General features: G+C 64.2%; 21 protein-coding genes. 11 read left to right on the top strand and 10 right to left on the bottom strand.

Annotated features, from left to right (window positions below):
* The first annotated feature begins 101 nt into the window (after positions 1 to 101).
* From DFR67_RS00415 to DFR67_RS00405, 3 genes are read left to right on the top strand one after another with little or no spacing between them, the layout of a single operon-like run.
* Positions 102 to 734, top strand: a complete 633-nt coding sequence (locus DFR67_RS00415) for a biotin transporter BioY (protein WP_110467473.1) — start codon at positions 102 to 104, stop codon at positions 732 to 734.
* Positions 727 to 1,425 (top strand): energy-coupling factor ABC transporter ATP-binding protein, encoded by a 699-nt coding sequence (locus DFR67_RS00410; protein ID WP_110467472.1) that lies wholly within the window; start codon positions 727 to 729, stop codon positions 1,423 to 1,425. Before DFR67_RS00415 ends, DFR67_RS00410 begins: the two co-directional genes overlap by 8 nt.
* A complete protein-coding gene (locus DFR67_RS00405; protein ID WP_110467471.1) occupies positions 1,422 to 2,024 on the top strand; it encodes an energy-coupling factor transporter transmembrane component T family protein in 603 nt (200 codons plus the stop codon). Before DFR67_RS00410 ends, DFR67_RS00405 begins: the two co-directional genes overlap by 4 nt.
* Positions 2,025 to 2,031: 7 nt before the next feature.
* Here DFR67_RS00405 and fadD8 read toward each other — a convergent pair whose 3' ends face one another.
* On the bottom strand, positions 2,032 to 3,657 hold the full coding sequence (gene fadD8, locus DFR67_RS00400) for a fatty-acid--CoA ligase FadD8 (protein WP_110467470.1): 1,626 nt from the start codon (positions 3,655 to 3,657) through the stop codon (positions 2,032 to 2,034).
* A gap of 110 nt (positions 3,658 to 3,767) precedes the next feature.
* Between fadD8 and DFR67_RS00395 the strand changes: the two genes are divergently transcribed.
* Positions 3,768 to 4,307, top strand: a complete 540-nt coding sequence (locus tag DFR67_RS00395) for a GNAT family N-acetyltransferase (RefSeq protein WP_110467469.1) — start codon at positions 3,768 to 3,770, stop codon at positions 4,305 to 4,307.
* 211 nt (positions 4,308 to 4,518) lie between these two features.
* On the top strand, positions 4,519 to 6,693 hold the full coding sequence (locus DFR67_RS00390) for a glutamine synthetase III family protein (protein WP_110467468.1): 2,175 nt from the start codon (positions 4,519 to 4,521) through the stop codon (positions 6,691 to 6,693).
* A gap of 72 nt (positions 6,694 to 6,765) precedes the next feature.
* Here the strand turns inward: DFR67_RS00390 and DFR67_RS00385 are convergent, their stop codons facing one another.
* The 3 genes from DFR67_RS00385 to DFR67_RS00375 all read right to left on the bottom strand — a co-directional run bounded on the left by DFR67_RS00385 (position 6,766) and on the right by DFR67_RS00375 (position 9,056).
* A complete protein-coding gene (locus DFR67_RS00385; protein ID WP_110467467.1) occupies positions 6,766 to 7,764 on the bottom strand; it encodes a DUF1648 domain-containing protein in 999 nt (332 codons plus the stop codon).
* A gap of 1 nt (position 7,765) precedes the next feature.
* Positions 7,766 to 8,116 (bottom strand): GntR family transcriptional regulator, encoded by a 351-nt coding sequence (locus DFR67_RS00380; protein WP_110467466.1) that lies wholly within the window; start codon positions 8,114 to 8,116, stop codon positions 7,766 to 7,768.
* A 61-nt stretch (positions 8,117 to 8,177) separates the two neighbouring features.
* Complete coding sequence (locus DFR67_RS00375) at positions 8,178 to 9,056, bottom strand: LysR family transcriptional regulator (RefSeq protein WP_110467465.1); 879 nt, start codon at positions 9,054 to 9,056, stop codon at positions 8,178 to 8,180.
* Between the two features lie 99 nt (positions 9,057 to 9,155).
* Between DFR67_RS00375 and DFR67_RS00370 the strand changes: the two genes are divergently transcribed.
* Positions 9,156 to 9,518 (top strand): YybH family protein, encoded by a 363-nt coding sequence (locus DFR67_RS00370; RefSeq protein ID WP_110467464.1) that lies wholly within the window; start codon positions 9,156 to 9,158, stop codon positions 9,516 to 9,518.
* Positions 9,519 to 9,578: 60 nt separating this feature from the next.
* Here DFR67_RS00370 and DFR67_RS00365 read toward each other — a convergent pair whose 3' ends face one another.
* The 5 genes from DFR67_RS00365 to DFR67_RS00345 all read right to left on the bottom strand — a co-directional run bounded on the left by DFR67_RS00365 (position 9,579) and on the right by DFR67_RS00345 (position 14,363).
* Positions 9,579 to 10,601: an ABC transporter substrate-binding protein gene (locus DFR67_RS00365; protein WP_110467463.1), complete on the bottom strand. Its 1,023-nt coding sequence runs from the start codon at positions 10,599 to 10,601 to the stop codon at positions 9,579 to 9,581.
* Positions 10,602 to 10,648: 47 nt separating this feature from the next.
* The gene (locus DFR67_RS00360) at positions 10,649 to 11,518 is read right to left on the bottom strand and encodes an ABC transporter ATP-binding protein (protein WP_110467462.1); all 870 of its coding nucleotides are present in this window, start codon (positions 11,516 to 11,518) and stop codon (positions 10,649 to 10,651) included.
* A 25-nt stretch (positions 11,519 to 11,543) separates the two neighbouring features.
* Positions 11,544 to 12,635, bottom strand: a complete 1,092-nt coding sequence (locus DFR67_RS00355) for a FecCD family ABC transporter permease (RefSeq protein ID WP_158539864.1) — start codon at positions 12,633 to 12,635, stop codon at positions 11,544 to 11,546.
* On the bottom strand, positions 12,632 to 13,690 hold the full coding sequence (locus DFR67_RS00350) for a FecCD family ABC transporter permease (RefSeq protein ID WP_245937631.1): 1,059 nt from the start codon (positions 13,688 to 13,690) through the stop codon (positions 12,632 to 12,634). The genes DFR67_RS00355 and DFR67_RS00350 overlap by 4 nt, the downstream gene beginning before the upstream one ends.
* Positions 13,691 to 13,754: 64 nt before the next feature.
* Positions 13,755 to 14,363: a TetR/AcrR family transcriptional regulator gene (locus tag DFR67_RS00345; protein WP_110467834.1), complete on the bottom strand. Its 609-nt coding sequence runs from the start codon at positions 14,361 to 14,363 to the stop codon at positions 13,755 to 13,757.
* Between the two features lie 72 nt (positions 14,364 to 14,435).
* Here DFR67_RS00345 and DFR67_RS00340 point away from each other — a divergent pair, with 72 nt between their 5' ends.
* From DFR67_RS00340 to DFR67_RS00325, 4 genes are all read left to right on the top strand, one after another.
* Complete coding sequence (locus DFR67_RS00340) at positions 14,436 to 15,272, top strand: alpha/beta fold hydrolase (RefSeq protein ID WP_245937630.1); 837 nt, start codon at positions 14,436 to 14,438, stop codon at positions 15,270 to 15,272.
* A gap of 43 nt (positions 15,273 to 15,315) precedes the next feature.
* Positions 15,316 to 16,068, top strand: coding sequence for a dienelactone hydrolase family protein (locus DFR67_RS00335; RefSeq protein ID WP_110467459.1), 753 nt, complete (start codon positions 15,316 to 15,318; stop codon positions 16,066 to 16,068).
* A 95-nt stretch (positions 16,069 to 16,163) separates the two neighbouring features.
* A complete protein-coding gene (locus tag DFR67_RS00330) occupies positions 16,164 to 17,378 on the top strand; it encodes a multidrug effflux MFS transporter (protein ID WP_425451233.1) in 1,215 nt (404 codons plus the stop codon).
* A gap of 22 nt (positions 17,379 to 17,400) precedes the next feature.
* Complete coding sequence (locus tag DFR67_RS00325) at positions 17,401 to 18,042, top strand: NAD(P)H-dependent oxidoreductase (RefSeq protein WP_110467831.1); 642 nt, start codon at positions 17,401 to 17,403, stop codon at positions 18,040 to 18,042.
* Between the two features lie 7 nt (positions 18,043 to 18,049).
* Here DFR67_RS00325 and DFR67_RS00320 read toward each other — a convergent pair whose 3' ends face one another.
* Positions 18,050 to 19,558, bottom strand: a complete 1,509-nt coding sequence (locus DFR67_RS00320) for an ATP-dependent DNA ligase (protein ID WP_110467458.1) — start codon at positions 19,556 to 19,558, stop codon at positions 18,050 to 18,052.
* Positions 19,559 to 19,653: 95 nt separating this feature from the next.
* On the opposite strand from DFR67_RS00320, the gene poxB reads away from it, so the two are divergent.
* The gene (gene poxB, locus DFR67_RS00315; protein ID WP_110467457.1) at positions 19,654 to 21,387 is read left to right on the top strand and encodes a ubiquinone-dependent pyruvate dehydrogenase; all 1,734 of its coding nucleotides are present in this window, start codon (positions 19,654 to 19,656) and stop codon (positions 21,385 to 21,387) included.
* The last annotated feature ends 44 nt before the right edge of the window (positions 21,388 to 21,431 follow it).

The following is a 21,431-nucleotide window of genomic DNA, read 5'->3' as shown; positions in this document are numbered from 1 at the left end:
ACGGACGACAGCCGCGCGCGTTCGCCTGCGCCTCCCGATTCTCGGAATCGCACCCGGGCGAGACATAATCCCACTGGAAAAGATGGGTAGAGGTGACTGGAATGTCTTCCACGGAATATGTGCATGAGAATCCGACAGCACGAGCGCGCTGGGCGATCGGTGTCGGCGACCTGACGCAGGCAGCGGTGTTCGCCGCGCTGATCGCAGCGCTGGGACTGCCGGGCACGATCACCATCGGGCCCAGTGGTGTGCCGATCACACTGCAAACTCTTGGCGTGATGCTCGCGGGAGCAATCCTCGGGTGGCGTAAGGGTGGGCTCGCGGTCATCATCTTCTCTCTGCTCGCCATCGCGGGACTCCCCATCTTGGCCGGTGGTCGCACCGGGCTGGTCTCCCTGACCTCACCTACTGCCGGCTTCTTCGTCGGCTGGCTACCCGCTGTCGTCGTGATCGGCATCCTGACGGCCACGATGATGCCGCGGTACCGGGTGATATGGGGCATCGTGATCAACATCGTCGGCGGTATGGGGGTCATCTACCTGTTCGGGACGATCGGGTTGTTGCTCCGCACCGATCTCAGTTGGTGGGGCGCGTTGTCGACCAATGGCATCTACGTCGCGGGCGACGTGGCGAAGGCAGTGATCACCGCGCTGGTGGCCCGCCAGGTCCACCGTGGTTACCCCGGATTGATTGCCCCTTTGAGATTGCGGCGCGGCCCCGCGGTGCATGACTGACGAGCGTTCCCAGTCGGGTGTGGTCTTCGAAGGTGTCGGCCACGCGTTCGGCGACAGGACCGTCGTTCGCGATGTGTCTCTGACCCTGACCGAGCGGCGGATCGGCATCGTCGGATCCAACGGTAGCGGTAAGTCGACACTCGCGCGGATGGTGAACGGTCTGGTGATTCCCGACCGCGGATCGGTGTGGGTGAACGGGGTTTCGACCCGGCGTCGGGCACGCGAGGTGAGAAAGATCGTGGGCTTCGTCTTCACCGACCCCGATCGACAGATAATCATGCCCACGGTGGCCGAAGACGTGGAGCTGTCGCTCTCTCGCACTGCATTGTCTCGCGCAGAACGCGAACACAGAGTTGCGCAGACGCTGGAGAGGTTCGGTCTGCACGAGCACGCCGATCATCCTGCTCATCGACTGTCGGGCGGACAGAAACAACTTCTGGCACTGGCTTCGGTCCTGGTCACCGATCCTGCGGTGATCGTCGCCGACGAACCGACGACGTTGCTCGACCTGCGGAACACGACCATGCTGCGCGATACCTTCGCCACGATCGACAAGCAGCTGATCGTGGTCTCCCATGACCTCGAGTTGCTGAGCGATTTCGACCGGGTCATAGTCATCGACGACGGCGCGGTCCACTGCGATGGGCCACCGGGTCACGCAATCGCCGCATACCGCGAGTTGATGTCGTGAGCGTCCTGGGGATCTACCGGCCCGGCCGATCCATCGTGCACAGGCTGCCCGCGGGCGTGAAGCTGGTACTGCTCGCCGTCACCATCCTCGTCATGGCCCTGTTCGTCACCAACCCGGTGCGCCTCGCGCTCGCGGCATTCGCTGTCATCGGCGTCTATGGATTGGCCGCGATCGGTCCACGGGCAGCCCTGCAGCAACTGCGACCGCTGGTGTGGGTGGTCGGCTTCGTTTTCGTATTCCAGATCATCTTCACCGATTGGTCCAGGGCTGTCGTCGTGTGCGGCGTGCTCGTGTTGTCGGTCGCCCTCGCGGCCGTGGTGACCCTGACCACGAAGACCACGGCCATGCTCGCGGCACTGACAACGATGTTGACCCCGTTGTCCCGTGTCGGCATCAAGCCGAGTCAGATCGCGCTCGCCATGGCGCTGGCCATCCGTGCGATTCCGTTGATGGTCGAGATCATCGCGCAGGTCGACGAGGCCCGCCGTGCTCGCGGGCTTCGGTTCTCCCCTCGCGTCGTGGTGGCACCTGCGGTGATCGCCACCCTGCACGCCGCGGACGGATTCGCCGAGTCTCTCACCGCACGCGGGCTGGACTGACCGCCACTCAACCGACCGATCGGTCGCTGTCACTCCAGTACTGCTTGCGCAACGACTTCTTGTCCGGCTTACCCAGCGCCGTCAGCGGTAGGCACTCGGCAATGATGATCTGCTTCGGCGACTGGACCGAACCCTTGCGTTCCTTCACCGCACTCTGGATTTCGGAGATCATCGTCGCGACGGATTCATCATCACTTGGTGCGTCCGAGCGCAGCACGACGATGGCGGTCACGGCCTCACCCCACTTCTCGTCGGGCACGCCGATGACACCGACCTGTGCCACCGACGGATGTTCGGCGACAACATCTTCGACCTCGCGTGGGAAAACGTTGAAACCGCCGGTGACGATCATGTCCTTGGTCCGGTCGACGATGAACCAGAAACCGTCTTCGTCTTCCCGGGCCACGTCACCGGTGCGCAACCACCCGTCTTTGAACGTTTCGGCGGTCGCCTCGGGAAGACCCCAATACCCACCTGCCAGTAGCGGCCCGGCGACGCAGATCTCGCCTGGCTCGCCCACCGCCACCGGCGTGCCGTCCTCCCCGAGGAGCGCCGTGCGCAGGAACGCCGACGGCCGTCCACAACTCGACAACCGCTGGGGATCGTGTGCGCCCTTGGGCAGGTACGTGATCACCATCGGCGCCTCGGATTGGCCGTAGTACTGAGCGAATATCGGTCCGAACCGCTCGATCGCTTCGGCCAACCGCACGGGATTGATCGCCGAAGCTCCGTAGTAGACGGTCTCGAGCGACGAGAGATCGCGTGTACGGGAATCCGGGTGGTCCATCAGTGCGTACAGCATGGACGGCACCAGCATCGTCGCCGTGATCTTCTGCTCTTCGATTGTGCGCAGGACCTCGGCGGGGTCGAACTTGGACAGCACCACCATCGAGCCGCCCTTCATCAGGGTCGGTACGAAGAACGCAGCCCCGGCATGCGAGAGCGGGGTGCACATCAGGAAGCGAGGGTGCTCGGGCCACTCCCACTCCGACAGCTGGATCTGGGTCATCGTGGCCATCGCCCGAGCGGTACCGATGACACCCTTGGGCTTGCCTGTGGTGCCGCCGGTGTAGGTGATGGACACGACGTGATCGGGCGGGAGGTCAGCGGCGACCAGTGGCATCGACTCGTACCTGTTGGCCTCGGCGATCACATCTCGGCCGACGTCGGCCAACTCAGCGGGCACCGGCCCGAGGGTGAGCACCTGTTTGAGACTGTCGACGCGTTCGAGGAGTGCAACGGCCCGCTCTACGAACATGGGCACCGGATCTATGACGAGGGTGCTGATCTTCGCGTCCGACAGAACGTACGCGTGATCGTCGAGAGATCCCATCGGGTGCAGGGCGCTGCGGCGCCACCCTTGGGTCTGTCCCGCACCGATCACCATCAGGACCTCGGGGCGATTGAGGGCGAGCAGCCCTACCGCGCTGCCGGATCCGGCCCCCATGGACTCGAAGGCCTGGATGTAGCGGCTGATCTGCTCCGCCATCTGCCCGCCGGTCAGCGTGGTGTCGCCGAGAAAGAGCACCGGATCGTTGTGATGCCGCTTGAGCGAGGCCACCATCAGGTGTCCGAGATGGATATCGCCTCGCAGGTGATCGAATTCAGAGGTCGTGTCCGCAGAAACAGTCATGACGCCAGACTAGAACGTGTTACAGATTTGCGGAAGTCTTCGGACTCAACGCGTGTTCACGGGCCTTTTACCTGTTGACCCGGCCATGTGCGGGGGCCGAAGCTGATGAGATGCAGTTCCGCCGCACCACCCGCGAGGATCTCCCACTCATCCAGACCTGGCTCCAGAATCTTCATGTCGCGAGGTTCTGGTTCCACGACACCTCTCATGAAGCGATCGAACGCGATTTCGCCGGTAGCTTCGATGGGACGGAGGCGTCAGAGGACTTCATCGTCATCCACGAACCGGACCCGATCGGCTTCATCCAGCGGTACCGGTTCTCCGATTACCCCGACGATCAGGCCGAGATGGAAACGCTCGTCGAGGTCCCCGACGGGGCTTTGTCGATCGACTATTTCATCGGCGAGACGCGGTTCACGGGGCACGGCCTCGGCACGGCGATGATCAAGGAGATGGTCGACAAGTGCTGGGACGACTACCCCGCCTCCACCGCCGTCGTCGTCCCCGTCGCGGTTGCGAACCCGGCCTCGTGGCGCGCGCTCCTGGCCGCCGGTTTCACTCAGATAGCGACCGGATATCTCAAACCCGACAACCCCATCGACGACGGCCAGCACCATGTGTTCCGCATCGATCGGCCGTCGGGACGGTGACCTGACACCGACGACACGCAGTCGGCGCGGGCCGTATTGGACGTCAAAACGGACAATTGCCGGCGGCAGGCAACCAATTCGAAACACTCGACCCACATCGCTTCTCATCGTCACTGCAACGAAACAAGTCGGTTACCGCCGATTCGTAGAGTTCGCAGGTCAGGGCTTGCAGGACAAGTGCAGGACCCGCGCCTGAAGGGTAATGAGATAAATGAGTGGTAACAACATCCGGCTCGCCGCCATCACCGCAGTCGAGGCGTACATCCCGCCACCCGTCAGCTTCGACATCACCGAGGCGCCGGGAGACATCTTTGGCGAGAACGTCTTCAACAAGTCCGTGATGATGAAGCGGCTGCCGAAGAACGTCTTCAAATCGGTCATCACGACGATCGAAAAGGGCAGCAAACTCGACCCTGCCGTCGCCGACGCCGTCGCGTCGGCGATGAAGGATTGGGCGCTGGAGAAGGGCGCCACCCATTACGCTCACGTTTTCTACCCTCTGACCGGTCTGACCGCCGAAAAGCATGACAGCTTTCTGGAGCCTGCGAGTGATGGGTCGACGATGGCCGAGTTCCAGGGAAAGACCCTGATCCAGGGCGAGCCCGACGCATCGAGTTTCCCCAACGGCGGGCTCCGCAACACCTTCGAGGCGCGCGGTTACACCGGCTGGGACGTGACCAGCCCTGCCTACATTCTCGAGAATCCGAACGGCAACACCCTGTGCATCCCGACGGTGTTCGTCTCGATGACCGGTGAAGCACTCGATCACAAGACCCCGATGCTGCGTTCCCAGCAGGCGATGGGCAAGCACGCCGAGCGTGTTCTGAAACTGTTCGGCCACGCCAATCCCGGCCACATCGTTGCTTTCTGTGGACCGGAGCAGGAGTACTTCCTGGTCGACCGTCATTTCTTCCTCGCGCGTCCGGACTTGCTGAACGCCGGGCGAACGCTTTTCGGTACCAAACCGCCGAAAGGCCAGGAGTTCGACGACCACTACTTCGGCGCCGTCCCCGAGCGTGTGCTCGGCTTCATGATGGACACCGAGCGAGAACTTTTCAAGCTCGGCATACCTGCGAAGACCCGTCACAACGAGGTCGCACCAGGACAGTTCGAGATCGCGCCGATGTTCGAGCGCGGCAACATCGCCGCCGACCATCAGCAACTCCTGATGACCACCTTCAAAACCGTGGCCAAGAAGCACGGTATGGAATGCCTCTTCCACGAGAAGCCCTTCGAAGGCGTCAACGGCTCGGGCAAACACGTCAACTTCTCGTTCGGTAACGACAAATTCGGCAGCCTGCTCGTCCCCGGCGACACTCCCCACGAGAATGCCCAGTTCCTGGTGTTCTGCGCCGCAGTCATCCGCGCGGTGCATCTGCACGCCGGTCTCCTGCGTGTCTCGGTCGCATCGGCCACGAACGATCATCGCCTCGGCGCCAACGAGGCCCCGCCTGCGATCGTCTCGATCTTCCTCGGCGAACAGTTGGCCGACGTCTTCGATCAAATCGCGAAAGGTGCGGCGACATCGTCGAAAGGCAAGGGCACCATGATCATCGGGGTCGACACGCTCCCGGTGCTGCCGACCGACCCCGGCGACCGCAACCGCACGAGCTCGTTCGCCTTCACCGGCAACCGCTTCGAGTTCCGCGCACCGGGCTCGATGCAGACCGTCAGTGAACCGATGGTCGTCCTGAACACGATCATGGCCGACTCGCTGGACTACTGCGCCACCGTTCTCGAGGAAGCGGTGAAGGAAGGTGTCGAGTTCGACACGGCCGTCCAGCATCTGCTCACCGACATCATCACCGAGCACGGCGCAGTCGTATTCAACGGCGACGGCTACTCCGACACCTGGCCCATCGAGGCGGAATCCCGCGGACTGCCCAACCTGAAGACGACTGTCGACGCTCTTCCGGAGCTCATCACGGAGAAGTCGATCGAGTTGTTCTCCAAGTACGGCGTCTTCAACGATCGCGAGATGCACAGTCGCTACGAGATCGGCCTGGAACAGTACATCCTGACGATCGCCGTCGAGGCCAAACTGACCCTCGAGATCGGGTCGACCCTCGTCATGCCGGCCGCGGTGCGCTACCAGACGGAGATCGCCACGAACGTCACCGCCCTCAAGGGTGCCGGGCTCGAACCCGACACCACCCTGCTCTCGATGGTGAGCGAGCCGATGTCGGCGTTGACCACTGCGTTGGCCGCGCTCAAATCTGCCTTGGGTGAGCACATCGAAGGGGCACCAGAAGAAGCTCTGTTCGCCCGCGACACGCTCCTGCCCGCCATGGCTGCTGTGCGAACCGCTGCCGACGAGCTCGAAGCCATTGTGGCGGACGATCTCTGGCCGCTCCCGACCTACCAGGAGATGCTCTACATCCTGTAAGTCGGTGCCTTCGATAATCAGACGCCGCCGGCATCTCGTGCCGGCGGCGTCTGTCATTCGTCGGCCACCCGGTCAGGCAGCGGCAGAGTCGCCACGAAGGCGGTAGGTCTCCAACAGTCGCACGGCCGTTTTCGCGTCATCTACGACGACTATCTCGCGAGCACCACTGATCCGGTCGACGAGGATTCCCTCGCCGGATCGTAGGACGAACCCTTTGACTCCCTTGAGCTCTCCACGGAATCCCAGCCGATAGCCGTAGCCGCCGAAGTCCTTCACCGCCTTGACCTCGACGACCTGTGCCGCGGCGATGTCGGAGACCGGGATCTCGACGCGAGGCCAACGCACCACACTTCTGACGCTCAGCCCCTCGGCGTCGACCGTGACCCGCATCCCCCGAAGCACCACGAAGATCAGCACGATGATGCCCGCCACGCTGAGCATCCACCACTGGTTGGTGAGCACCGCTCCGACTGCGACCACGAGCACCCCGGAGACGGTGAGCGCCTCGAAGGCCCCGCCGGACAGGACCGATCTCGTCCACACCACCCGCTCGGTGGCGCCCACGGGCAACGGCACGGCACTGGTGGGCTGCGACGCCTCACCGGTCGCCGACCACCGAGGTGTCAACAGGTACGCAGTTGCCGCCGACACCACGGCGATGCCCGCAGCGATCGCGGCCCACCATCCCGGAAAACGTGAATCCGTCGCGGTGACCCCTCGCTGCACTCCGACTGCAGCGAGGATCAACACGTAGAGGAACGTGCTGATGCCCGCTGTCCCGGAGACGACGTACGCACACGTGGTCGGGTCGTCCGTCACCCGAATCAGCACAGCCGCAACCAGTGCGAACACTGCGCCGATCAACGGAATCGCAGCGAGGACCGCAGTGCGCGAGGTGAATCCGTCGGCTGCGCCACCAGCGCCCCAATGACTGGCAAGTGGATCAGGGAGCTGATGCCACCACGTGCCGAGCAGCACCAACCCGACTATCGTCGCCAGCAGGGGAACCGCCAACGCGATTCCGACGAGAAATGCGGTGGGCCGCTCGGATCGTTCCGGGGACATCCCCATCTCAATATCCTTCCCGAATCATTGTCGACAGATCGTCGCCTCCGAGACCGAGCTTTCGCCCGGCGCTCTGCACCGCAACGATCGCCGACCGAAGGTCCGCCTCTTCCGGCACGGCGGTGCTCGTGACCACGGCGCCGCGACCGCGGCGCAACTCCACCAACCCCTGGTCACGCAGTTCCTGATAGCCGTGCAGCACAGTGTGGACGTTGACACCGAGCGATGCCGCCAGCTCCCGAGCACCAGGGAGTCGCTCCCCCGCAACGATGTCGCCGCGAACGATCGCACCGCGAATCGCTGCGGCCAGTTGCTCGAACAGTGGCTGGGGCAGCGTCGGATCGATCCGTACCAGCATGCGTCCACCCTATAGTTCTAGTTGCAATAGAACAATAAGCTCACATGCCCTGGGTTGCACTTCACAGCGCGAACACCTCTCTGAGACACGAAACCAGCACGCGCACGGCAGGGTTCGATGACGACGCCCACACGAGCAACAGCAGCGCCTGCTGCGGAACCTTGTCTACTCGCAACGCCACCAGAGTCTCGGCAAAGTCCGTGGACATCGATTCACTCAGCACTGCAGCCCCCAAACCTCGGGACGCCAGGTCTGCGATCGCCTCTGCAGACGTCGCCTCGAGGCCGATCGACGGAGACACACCTGCAGCAGAGCAAGCACCGTCGAACGCCGCCCGGATGCCGGTGCCGCGTGGCATCGACACGATGGGCTCACCACCCAGATCCCCCACCGCGATGTGCGATCTGCTCGCCCATCGATGCCCGTGTGGCACCAGGACGCACAGGCCTTCACTGACTATGGTCAACGATTCCAGGCCTACAGGTGGTGCGCCTGAAGCACCTATCAGCGCAATGTCCAACGTTCCGGCCCGGAGTTGCTCGACCATATGGTCGGACGACGCCTCCTGCAACGTCAATGCGACTCGGGGATGCTGTCGATGAAATTTCTCGAGCCCTTCGAACAGTGGGGCGATCGTGCAGCCGGTGACCATGCCGACAGTCAGCCGCCCTCGGATGAGCCCGTTGACGTCGTCGACCGCTTGGCGCAGGCGGGTCGCCGCATTCACCGCCGCCCGGGCCGGCCCCAGCGCGGCCTCCCCCGCCGCGGTCAACCGCGCCACCCGGCTGGATCGATCGAACAGCTCACACCCGAGTTCGCGTTCGAGTTGCCTGATCTGAGCGCTGACGCCCGACTGGCTGATCCGCACCCGTTCTGCGGCCCTGGTGAAGTTGGCCTCCTCGGCGACCGCGATCAGGTATTCGAGCTGACGCAACTCCATGAGCGATGATTCTAGTTGTCAGAAGAACAATCTGTTGGACTTCTGGATCTGCGCGCGGAAGGGTCGAAGTCACCTAATCCGACAACGACAGGAACCACGATGACCGACCGCGAAATCGCCCGACGTCCCGAAGACCTGACCCGACTGTTCGTCGAACGCTCCAACGCGGGCGACGCCGAAGGTGTGGCCCTGCTGTATGCGAAGGATGCCGTCATGGCGTATCCGCCGGGCAGCCAGACCATTGGGCGCCAAGCCATTCAGGAGTTGTGGGAAGAGGTGTTGTCGCACGGCCCACACTTCGAGGCGGAAGAACCACTACCGACGTTGGTCAGCGGCGACATCGCGCTGACGTCGACACCCCCGCGGGACGGTTCCGGGGCCCGCGCCCAGGTCGTTCGCCGCCAAACTGACGGGAGCTGGCTTCGGGTTCTGGACCAACCCGAGTTCGTGCCGCCCGTGTAGCAGACGGCCCGCCGCCCCGGTCGGGACGACGGACCGTCTTTCACGGGCGCACCGCGCAGGCTAGCTCGGGAAACTCTGCTTGGATTCACCCTTGACCGCGGCGTCGAGGAGCGGCACGAGTTTCTCGATGACGTACATCTGGCTGAGCGGTGTCAGGAAGTAGATCGCGCCGGACAGGGTCGCGTCGGTGAACACCGCGCGCTTCGCCTTGACCGCGTTCAGGTTTGCGACCGTACCGAACTTCATCAGGGCATCGAAGCCCTCCTGGGTCTCGGTCGCGAACAGGGCGACATCAGCATCGATGAGATCGGTGTTCTCTGCTGAGATCAGCGCCTGGCTGTCGGGCTCGGGCACGAACTTCTCCAAACCGGGCTTCATGACGAATCCGAGCTCGGTGAAGAAGTCTGTGTTCAAGCCTGCCGGGTAGGTGTACAGAGACCCGTCGTATGGTTCACCCTGCGTGAACGTCGAGGTCTTGCCCTCGAAGTCCGGGTGGTCTGCGCGCGCTTTCGCGTACGCGTCCTCCACCTCGGTGACGGCCTGCTCACCGGCAGCAGAACGGCCGACCGCATCGGCGATCAGTCTCGTCTGGGCCTGCCAGTTCGAAAAGTACGACGCGGCGCCCTTGACGCTGCCGACAGTGGGGGCGATCTGCTCGAGCTTCGCGTAATCGTCTTGCGTCATACCGGCATTCGTGCCGATGATCAGGTCGGGATTCAACCCGGCGATCTTCTCGTACTCGAACCCGTCGGAGACCGAGAGCACTTCCGGTTTGTCGTCGCCGAGCAGGTCGTGGGCCCACGGCCAGGTGGCGTCGGGCTGCTCGCCGTACCATTCGGTGACCGCAACCGGCTGCACCCCGAGCTGGAGGAGAATGTCCTGCTCGGTGTACCCGACGCTGACGACTCGCTTCGGTTCGGATTCTATGGTCGTCGAACCGAACTCGTGCTCCACGGTGATCGGGAAAGCATCGGTCGGAGCCGACGTACCCGAACTCGACGGACCCGCCGAGTCCGACTCATCGGACGAACACGCGGCGAGCACCCCCGCCGAGAGCGTCAGTGCAACAACCGCACTGAACATCCGCACACCTCGTCGTGAGTCGCGCGCAGAACGCGATCGTGACCTGATCATCTTTTCTCCTCTATTTGTGACGTCGTGAACGAGGGCGCATGGTGGCGCCCGATGGGATAGACGACAGGGCTTCCCGCGACGGGATCGAGGCCGACCTGGACGTCCATGTCGAAGACCTGCGAGATCACCTGTGGCGTGACGACGTCCGCGGGCGGACCGACAGCGACGATCTGCCCTTTTCGCATCGCCACCAGCGTGTCCGCGTAGCGTGCAGCAAGATTGAGGTCGTGCAGGACCACCACCACCGTGGTGCCGATGCTCCGATTCAGATCGGTGATCAGATCGAGCACCTCGACCTGATGACTCATGTCGAGGAAGGTCGTCGGTTCGTCGAGCAGCAGGATGTCGGTCTCTTGGGCAAGGGTCATCGCGATCCACACACGCTGCCGTTGACCACCGGAGATCTCATCGACATGCCGGTTCGCGAGGTCTAGCGTTCCAGTAGCCACCAGCGCGGCAGTGACCGCTTCCTCATCGCGCGCCGTCCAGGTCCTGAACCAGCCCTGATGCGGATACCGGCCCCGGGCAACGAGATCGGCGACCTTGATCTGATCCGGGGCAATCGGTGACTGTGGGAGCAATCCAAGGATGGCGGCCACCTCTTTGGTCGGCAGGCCGTGCACCGCCTTTCCGTCGAGCACCACGTGTCCGAGGCGAGGTGCGTGCAGGCGGGCCATGGTCCGCAGGAGCGTCGACTTCCCACACGCGTTGGCGCCCACGATGGCGGTGATCTGCCCCGGAGGAACGGCCAGCGACAGCTCTTTGACGACGTCATCGACCAAGCGAGCCCCGCCGCGCTGCGTCTTCTGGCTCACGCCGTAGGAGACTGACAGACTCTCGACCCTCAGATCATGGTCTTTGGTCACCGGATGTCCTCTCGGGTCACGGCATTCAATTGGCACCGCCGATCCGGTTCATCCGGACCAACAGCCAGATCAGGTAAGGCGCGCCGATGATCCCGGTGATCACACCGACCGGCAACGACTGCGGGAACAGGTGTTGCCCGACCATGTCCGAGATGACCACCAGCAGTGCCCCCACCAGTCCGGACGAGATCAACCCACCACCGCTCTTGCCGGTGAGCAGTCCGGCAACCGGGCCTGCCATCAGCGCCACGAAGGCGACCGGGCCCGCAGCTGCGGTGGCAATCGACGCGAGGAGCACCGAGGCGACGACAAGACTCAGACGGGAAGTCTCCACCCGCAGCCCCAACTCGCGTGCCGACTCATCGCCCAGTTGCAGTGGCCTGATCCACCGCGAGAGCACCAACGCGATGGGCACGAACACCAGCAGGCACCAGCCGAGAAGGTGCATGCGCGACTCCGAGGCTTCGTTGAGTGAGCCGGTGAGCCACCGCAGCGCCACCGACGCCTCGTACAGCTTTGCTCGGGTGAGGAAATACGCGGTGAGACTCTCGCCCACTGCTCCCACCCCGATGCCGATGAGAACCATCCGATATCCGGTCACGCCCTGGCGCCAGGCGAGTCCGTAAACGAGTGCCGCAGCGCCCAACCCGCCGATCAATGCCCAGATCGACAGCACGTAGCCGCTTGCCCCGAAGACGAGGATGGCCACGACGGCGGTGGCACTCGCCCCGTACGTGACGCCGATGATGTCAGGGCTGGCGAGTGGATTTCGGACCAGTTGCTGCAGAATCGTGCCGGCCATCCCGAACGCCAGACCGACCATCACGGCCATGACCGCCCGGGGGTACCGCAGTTCTCCGACGATGAACGGCGCCGGCGGATCCGCGCTCAGTCCGAGAGTCACCCGCGCGACGTCGGGAAGCGGGATCCACAGATCACCCAAGGACAGCGACAGACAGAACGCCGCGGCGAGCACAACCACGAGGACGGCCACGACGCCGCACTCGCGGAGCAGCCCGCGCCGGCGAACGCGACGAACCTCTGCCACCTGATCGACGCCGATGTCGACCAGGTCGCCCAAGACTGCGGACGCGCGGGGGCCGCCAATGATCGTCACAGTTGAGCCATCCGACTGCGACGCACGAGGAATATGAACACCGGAGCGCCGATCAGCGCAGTGATGATCCCGACCTCGATCTCACCCGGACGGGCGACGACTCGGCCGACCGTGTCGGCGGCAAGGATCAAGATCGCCCCTAGCACAGCCGAATACGCAAGGATCCATCGATGGTCTGCGCCGACGAAGATCCTGGCCACGTGCGGCACCGTCAGTCCCACGAAACTGATCGGTCCGGCGACCGCGGTCGCGCCGCCGCACAGCAGCACGATGACGACTGCACCGAGGCCCCTGGCCGCACCCACGCGTTGGCCCAGCCCTCGGGCTACATCGTCGCCGAGTGCCAGCGCGTTGAGAAAGCGGCCCAACGCGAGGGCGAGGATGAGCCCGACGACGAGAAAGGGCAACACCACCAGCAGCGTGTGCATGTCGCGCCCGCTCAACGATCCGACCACCCAGAACCGGTAGTTGTCGAAGGTCTTGGGGTCGAGCAGCAGCAACGCCGTCACCACCGATGTGAAGGCCGCAGACAACGCGGCACCTGCCAACGCCAGTTTGACGGGCGTGACCCCTTCACGGCCCGACGCCCCGATCGCGTATACCGCGAGGGACGCCACCGCTGCGCCGAACAACGCGAACCAGACGTACTGACCGGCGGCGACCGCACCCAGATATCCGATACCCAGCACCACGAACAGGGATGCACCGGCGTCGACGCCGAGAAGGCCCGGATCGGCGAGGGGGTTGCGGGTCAGTCCTTGCATCACCGCACCGCCCACGCCGAGCGAGACGCCGACCATCAGACCGACGAGCGTCCGCGGCACCCGTTGGTCCCGAACGACAAGATGATCATTACTGGTGGGGTCCATGCCGGTGAACGCGTCCCAGACGGCACCGAGGGCAATCGGGCGTGAGCCCAACGCAATGCTTGCGAGCATGACGATCAGCAGCACCAGCACCAGGGCCAACAGGATCGCAGTGTTGCGGCCTACGCGCGCGGTGGGTGGCTCATCGACTGCGCGCGGCGACAGCGCGGACACGGCGGACAGGGACACAAGTGCGTAGCCTAACCTAACCTTGACGTCGCGGGACATGGATCCCGCCTAAGCGTCGTGCAGGTCAGTGCGGTGCGAGCATCGCCTCGGTCTGCGCGACGAACCAAAGCCGCCAACGCTCAGCAGACCACCCTCGATCGCGAACCACCATCAGCCACAGTCGCCTGGACGTCAGCGCCCACATTCCGTCCACCACTTCCTCGGTCGGCCCCCTCCCGAGAATCAGCGAGGTCGCCCACTCGACCTCTGCCCACCGGGTGTGCTCCCGTATCGCCAACCGCGCCGCGGCCTGCTTGTCGGTGACGGCCGCCTGATCGAGGACGTTCTGGATCTCGGCGGAGCGCTCGTGAGCGCCGCTCAGCCAACGCGCACCCGCCGCGATTCGACTACCCCGGTCGCCCTTACCCATCTGCTGATACTCGGGCATTTCCCGGACCGGCACTTCCCTGCCGTCCGATAGCGCATGGTCGATGCAGGCATCGAGCAAGGACAGCTTCGAATCGAACTGTTGATAAACCGTTTGGCGGGTCAAGCCTGAGGTTGTAGCGACCTTTGCCATCGTGGTCGCCGTCCAGCCCTCTTCGATGAACATTCGTCGCGCCGTGTCGACCACCAAGTGCCGGTTCGCCCGGGCTCGCGCTGTCCGCAGTTCGGATGAATATGTGCGAGACATCCGCACACCATAGCTCAATTTCAGTTTACTCAGCGTAACTTCAATGTATCCCCTACCGAGAGTGACACCGCCATGAACACCGTCGACAAACACCTATTTATCCCCACCTCGCTCGGCTCCCTGCACATTCGGGTCGTCGGCAGCGGACCTCCGGCCGTTCTGTGGCACAGCATGTTTGTCGACTCGACAAGCTGGAACCGAGTCGCCCGAGAACTCGCCCGGTACCGCACCCTCTATCTGATAGACGCGCCATCGTCCGGACGTAGCGATGAACTCGCCGGCGCAACCGACATCGCGGGTTGTTCTGCCGCGGCCTCCGAACTGTTGGCCGGGCTGAATCTGTCGGGTGTGGACTGGGTCGGCAACGCCTGGGGCGGCCACGTCGGGATGCATCTGGCAGCAACCCGGGTCTCCGCGATCCGAAGCTTGGTCGCCATCAGCGCCCCCACTCATCCCATCGGCACCAAGCTGCGCCGTAAGGTGCGAACCCTGGCGCCCCTCTATCGCCTGTTCGGTCCCCGAGGCCTACCTCGCGCAGCGATCGTGGAGACGTTGTTCACAGACGACACCCGAGCCAACGATCCTGAAGCCGTTGCCCTACTGGATGATTCGATGCGCCGGACGTCGAACACCGCTATGGTCCGAGCAATCGAGACCGCCATCCTCAACCGAACCGACCTCACCTGGGCAGCCCAGAAGATCAGCTGCCCCACGCTCTTCGTCACCACCGACGACCGCGGCGAATGGACCCCCGAGGAAGCCCGAGCTGTCGCAGCACGCATGGCCGACGCCCGCGAGGTGACGATCGCGCGTGCCCGGGTCATTCCGGCCATCGAGCAGCCGGCGGACACCGTCGCCGCCATCACCGCATTCTGGACCGCGCGGGGGGTTGCCGCCGACACGGTGTGACCCGTCGTCGAGCGCCTCGGCCGTGCCGGTAGCGTTGGTCCTCATGTTGAGCAGCACCATCGAAATCGAGGCCGGTCACGGTGTCGCGGAAGCTTATGTAACCCGCCCGGATGACAGCGCTCGTCCCGGTGTCCTGTTCTACATGGACGCGCTGGGGCTGCGACCGCGGCTGTTCGAGATGGCCGACAGGATCGCCGGGTGGGGATTCGTCGTCATGGTTCCGAATGCGTTCTACAGACACGGCAGCGCTGAGGAATTGGCGCCGCAAGGCGATCTCGGCGACCCTGAGTATCGGGAGCAGTTCATGGGCGGGGCGATGGACCGAATCCGTTCATTGGGGTCCGGCCTCGCCACGGCGGACGTCCACAAATACGTCGATCGGCTGCTCGAACTCCCGGACGTCACCGGTGACGGTATCGGCGTGACCGGTTACTGCATGGGCGCGGGTCTGGCGCTGCGAACAGCAGGATCCAGGCCTGAAGAGGTGAAGGCGGCGGCAGGCTTTCACGGCGGCAATCTCGTCACCGATTCCCCCGACAGCCCGCATGTCGTGGCAACGCGCGCCCGCGCTCGGCTCTACCTCGGGCACGCCGACAACGACCGGTCGATGCCTCCAGAAAAGATCGAGATCCTCGAGGATGCATTCGACGCGGCCGGGCTGCTCTACACCTCAGAGGTGTATCCCGGAGCACCACACGGGTACACCATGTCTGACACCGCCAGTTACCGCGCCGACGCCGCGGAGCGACATTTCGAAACGCTGGAAGGGCTGTTCCGGGAGAGCTTGACCCGCTGAACGCATCGATCGGCACGCGCGGGCGTCGCTGACCACTTAGGATTTCGTTGATCGCGATCGACCGCGACGTCCGCAAACTATCCCCGGTGGTGCCAGTGACCGCGTCAGCTCCTGTAGTTCCGTCGCGGGGTATCGTCGCGATACTCCTGATGGTGGTGCCGCTCAGCCAGATTCCGCTCGACATCTACACTCCCGCCCTGCCCGACATGGTCAACGACTTCGATTCGTCGAACGCCATGATGCAGAACACCGTCACCGCCTACATGCTCGGCATGAGCCTTGCCCTCATCCCGGTGGGTGTCATCGCCGACGCATACGGCCGCAAAAAGGTCCTGCTCAGCTGCCTGGCGATCGTGGTCCTGACGAGTCTCGGCTGCGCCATCGCAGGCAACGTGCCGATGCTTCTGGGGCTCAGGTTCTTGCAGGGCGTCGGCGCCTGCGCGTGCATGGTGCTCTCGTATGCCGTTGCCGCGGACTGCTTTCGAGGTAGTCGGTTGACGTCCATCTCCGGCCTGCTGGGCGCGGCATGGGGTCTGGCTCCGGTACTCGCACCCGCCCTCGGAGGGGTTCTGGTGCAATATATGTCCTGGCGCGCAATCTTCGGCCTGATCGCTGCTCTCGCCGCCGGAGTCGGATTACTGGTCGCTGTTGCCCTCCCCGAAACACTCACCGTCCACAATCGCACCCGTATCGACGTCGCGGCCACCGGCAGCGTCCTGGCCGGCGCGCTGCGACACCGGGTGTTCGTCAGCCTCATCCTGGTGTTCGGGCTGATGGCCGCAGCACAGCTGGTGTTCGGTGTCGTCGGTCCGTTTCTCTTCCAGGAGCAGCTGGACTTCTCCCCCGCCGCGTATGGACTCGTCGCCCTGATCGTCGGTGGCGCCAACCTGATCGGCGAACTCGCGTGCAGTGCCCTGGCGGTCCGGATCACGCCGCGGCGGCTCGCGCTCGGGGCGTGGGTCGTGTTCCTCGCAGGAGCGTTGGTCCTGGTGATCTCTGCAGCGACGATCGGACCCAGCGCGTGGGCGATAACGCTCGGCGCCTGCCTGGCGCTGGCCGGCTGCGGTGTCCTGTGTCCCCAGATGTACGGCCTCGGACTCGGTTTGTTCTCGCGCAATCTGGGGTTGATCGGCGGCATCATCAGCGCCGGGTGTTATCTCATCGTGAGCGTGGCAATGGCTGCAGCCGGTATCTTGCCGGAGAATTCACAAGCGCCACTGGGTTGGCTGTACATCGGAATCGGGTTGGCGGCAGGCCTTTTGTTGGTGTGGACCACATCGGCGAGAAGGCTGGCCGCAGCAGCGGCATGACACGTTGGGCACAATGGTCTGCATGCCCACCCTCCTGCACATCGACTCATCCGCAGACACGACCTCGTCGACCTCTCGCGAATTGACCGGGCTGTTTGCCCGAACGTGGCTCGCGGCCGGCACCGATCGGGCTGTGGTCTACCGCGACCTGCATGCCGAACCGGTGCCACACCTGAGCAACGCCGGATTGCATTACGCACCCCGGCTCCGTGTCGAGGGTGAGGCGCCGTCCCCGGCCGCCGAGGCGCTGCAGAACGAACTGATCACGGAAATCGCCGCGGCCGACGTGGTCGTGGTCGGGGTACCGATGTACAACTGGTCCATTCCTTCCTCGCTCAAGGCGTGGATCGACCACATCCATGTTCTGGGCACCACGGCCCCATTCGACACCCCGGACCAGCCCTTCGCCGGCAAACCGGTGGTCCTGATCTCCTCGCGTGGCCTCACCTACGGGCCGGGCACCAAAGACGAAGGTCTAGACCACACCATCCCTCCACTGGTGAAGACGCTCGAGGGCTCGCTGGGGATGAAGGTCGATGTCGTCACCGCCGACCTCACGCTCGTCGGTCGGATCGCAGCCCTCGATCCCCTCACCGAGCAGGCCACGGCAGGGGCGCAGGCCACCCGGGCGCGGATCGTGCAACTCGCACAGGCAGAGTTCTGACCGCCGATCAGGGCAACAGGTTCAGCACCGCATCGAGGGTGTCTGCCTCCGAGGGCGACTTGTCAGGGCGATACCGCAGTACCCGCGCGAATCTCAGGGCCACCTTCCCCGGGTAGCGACTGCTGACCTGGACGCCATCGAGTTCGACCTCGACCACGATCGCGGGCCGCAGGTACACGGTATGGTCGTCCCGGTCACGCTCGTGCTTCGGGAATTCGTCTGTCTGCCAGCGTAGTAGCTCGTCGGTGAGGCCCTTGAACGTCTTGCCCACCATGATCGGTGCGCCGCCATCCGGGTCGCGCGCACCGAGGTGAAGGTTGGACAGGTACCCGGTGCGTCTGCCGTAACCCCATTCGGCGCCGAGCACGATCAGGTCGAGGGTGTGCTCTGGCTTGACCTTCTGCCAAGATTTTCCGCGCCGACCTGCTGCATACACCGAGTCGAGCGCCTTGATCATGATGCCCTCGTGCCCACCGGCCAATGCGTCATCGAGATGCGCCTCGGTCTCGGCCAGATCTGGACGTAGCAACGACGGAATGCGATGGCCCGGCGCGGCCCGATCCAGCGCCTGGAGCCGACTCGACAACGGCTCGTCGAGCAGGTCGACACCGTCGAGGTGGATGCAATCGAAGAAGTACGGCTGCAGCAGCAGTTCACGCTCCGAGCTCGCGCCGAAGCGGCTCATCGTCTCCTGGAAGGGGCGGGGCCTGCCCGAATCGGTCAGCGCCAAGGTCTCTCCGTCCAAGACGACGGAATAACACGGCAGCGCTCGGACCAGCTCGACCAATTCAGGAACGCGTTCGGTGATCTCGTTCAACGTCCGGGTATAGATCGACACATCGTCGCCATGGCGATGCACCTGAATGCGAGCGCCATCGAGTTTGTATTCGACGCTGACGTCTGGGCCGAGTGCGGCGTGGGCGTCGGCCAGAGACGCGGCCGGCGACGCCAGCATCGGACGGACCGGACGACCCACCTCGAGCCGAAACCTCGCCAGCGCCTCCTCACCGCCGAGGATCGCCGCCGAGGCCGTCGCGGGAAGCCGCCCGGAGAGCATGAATGCCCGCCGGACCACTGCGAGCGGCAACCCGGCTGCCTTGGCGATGGCATCGGTCATCACCCCTTCCAGGGCGCCGTGTCTGATCTCGCCGGTGAGCAGCCTCACGAGAAACTCCTGTTCGGCAGCCGTTGCCCGCGACATCAACCTGGTCAACAGTTCTTTGCGCCGCGCGACCGAGCCGGCACCGGAGGTCCCTGCCAAGTCGGTGAGGATGTCATCGACCGCCGACACCGTCCACGTCGCGGAATCGGCCGAACCGGCGCGGGCCGCCGACAGGGTGCGCCAACCGATCCCTAGACGCCCTTGAAGGGTCTCGCCGGACAACCAGGCCACCAGGACATCGATGTCGCCCGGCTCAGCCGCCCGGATCAACTCCGCGAGCAACTCGGTCTTCGACTTGCGAGACCGCGTCGCACCGACGGCCGAGCTCGTGGACACCACATCTGCGAGAAGCACCGTTCCACGGTATCTGCCGATACCGACACACAGGTCCGCTACGCATGAGGACAGATCGAAACGGACATCATTGACAGGCAACTACTCTGGGATCCATGGCCACTATCGCGGACACAGTTGTCGACATCATGCATTCCTCAGGCGTCAAGCGGGTTTACGGCTTGCCCGGCGACTCCCTCAACGGTTTCACGGACGCGATACGCAGAGCCGGGACAGTCGAGTGGAAGCACGTTCGGCACGAAGAGGCAGCAGCATTCGCCGCCGCGGCCGATGCCGCGCTCACCGGTGAGCTCGCGGTCTGCGTCGGAAGCTGCGGTCCGGGCAACCTCCATCTCATCAATGGGCTGTTCGACGCCAATCGCAGCCGCGTGCCTGTGCTGGCCATCGCTGCCCAGATCCCTGCCGCGGAGATCGGGAGCACGTACTTTCAGGAGACCCATCCCCAACAGCTGTTCAACGAGTGCAGCGTGTACAACGAACTCGTCAGCGTTCCTGAGCAATTGCCCCGAGTCCTCGAGATCGCGATGCGCACCGCCATCGAGAAGCGTGGGGTGGCCGTCGTCGTCATCCCAGGCGAGATCTTCTTGCAGAAGAGTGTCGGGCGTCGTCCGTCGGCACCCATCCGCCACATCCCACGCATCACCCGTCCGGACGACGATCAGTTGCGCGAGGCAGCCGCTGTGCTCAACTCCGCGGAGCGGGTCACGATCCTCGGCGGCGCAGGTGTCGAGGGCGCGCATGACCAACTCCTCGCCGTCGCGAAGGCACTGCAGGCTCCCGTCGTCCACGCCCTGCGCGGCAAAGAGTTCATCGAATACGACAATCCATACGACGTCGGGATGACCGGTCTACTCGGATTCGCCTCCGGTTACCGGGCAATGGAGAAATGCGATGCCCTGCTCATGCTGGGCACCGACTTCCCCTACCAGCAGTTCCTCCCCGAAAAGGCAAAAGTCATCCAGGTCGACATCCGAGGCGAACAGCTGGGTAGGCGGACCCCGATCGACGTCGGCCTTGTCGGCAGCGTCAAGGACACGATCGACGCGTTGCTACCGATGCTGACCAGACACGCGAGTTCCGCACATCTCGAGACGTCGGTCGCCCATTATCGCAAAACCCGCACAGAACTCGATGCACTCGCGACCAATGACCGCAATCGCCGGCCGATCCATCCGCAGTTCCTTGCCAAGTTGGTGGACGAGAACGCTGCAGACGACGCCGTCTTCATCCCGGATGTCGGCTCCCCCGTGGTCTGGGCAGCTCGATACCTGAAGATGAACGGGCGCCGTCGTCTGGTCGGTTCGTTCGCTCACGGCTCGATGGCCAATGCCATCCCGCACGCGATCGGAGCTCAGACCGCGTTTCCCGATCGCCAGGTGATCACCTTTTCCGGCGATGGTGGACTTGCCATGCTGCTCGGGGAATTGCTGACGATCCGCCAGAGCAAGCTGCCCATCAAGATCGTGGTCTTCAACAATTCGTCCCTGAACTTCGTCGAACTCGAGATGAAGGCCGCCGGTATCGTGAACTTCGGTACCGAACTGGACAATCCGAACTTTGCGGAACTCGCGCGCGCACTCGGCATCCACGGTATACGGGTCGAGGAACCGGAGAAGCTCGAAGGTGCAGTCGCCGAAGCCTTGAGCCACGACGGTCCCGCCTTGCTCGACGTCGTCACCGCGCGTCAAGAACTCTCGATCCCACCCACTGTGACGGCCGCCCAGGCGAAGGGGTTCACCCTCTACGCGCTGCGCACCATCCTGTCCGGTCGGGGAGACGAGATACTGGATCTGGCCGACACCAACGTATTTCGGCGCTTGTTCGACTAGGCCCGCCAAACCCAGCCGTTCCAGGCAAACCCAGGTGCCGCAAC

Source organism: Williamsia limnetica (genome assembly GCF_003217475.1).
GTDB lineage: Bacteria > Actinomycetota > Actinomycetes > Mycobacteriales > Mycobacteriaceae > Williamsia > Williamsia limnetica.
The sequence above is the reverse complement of the archived record's forward strand: the minus strand, read 5'-3'. Positions and strand labels throughout refer to the sequence as shown.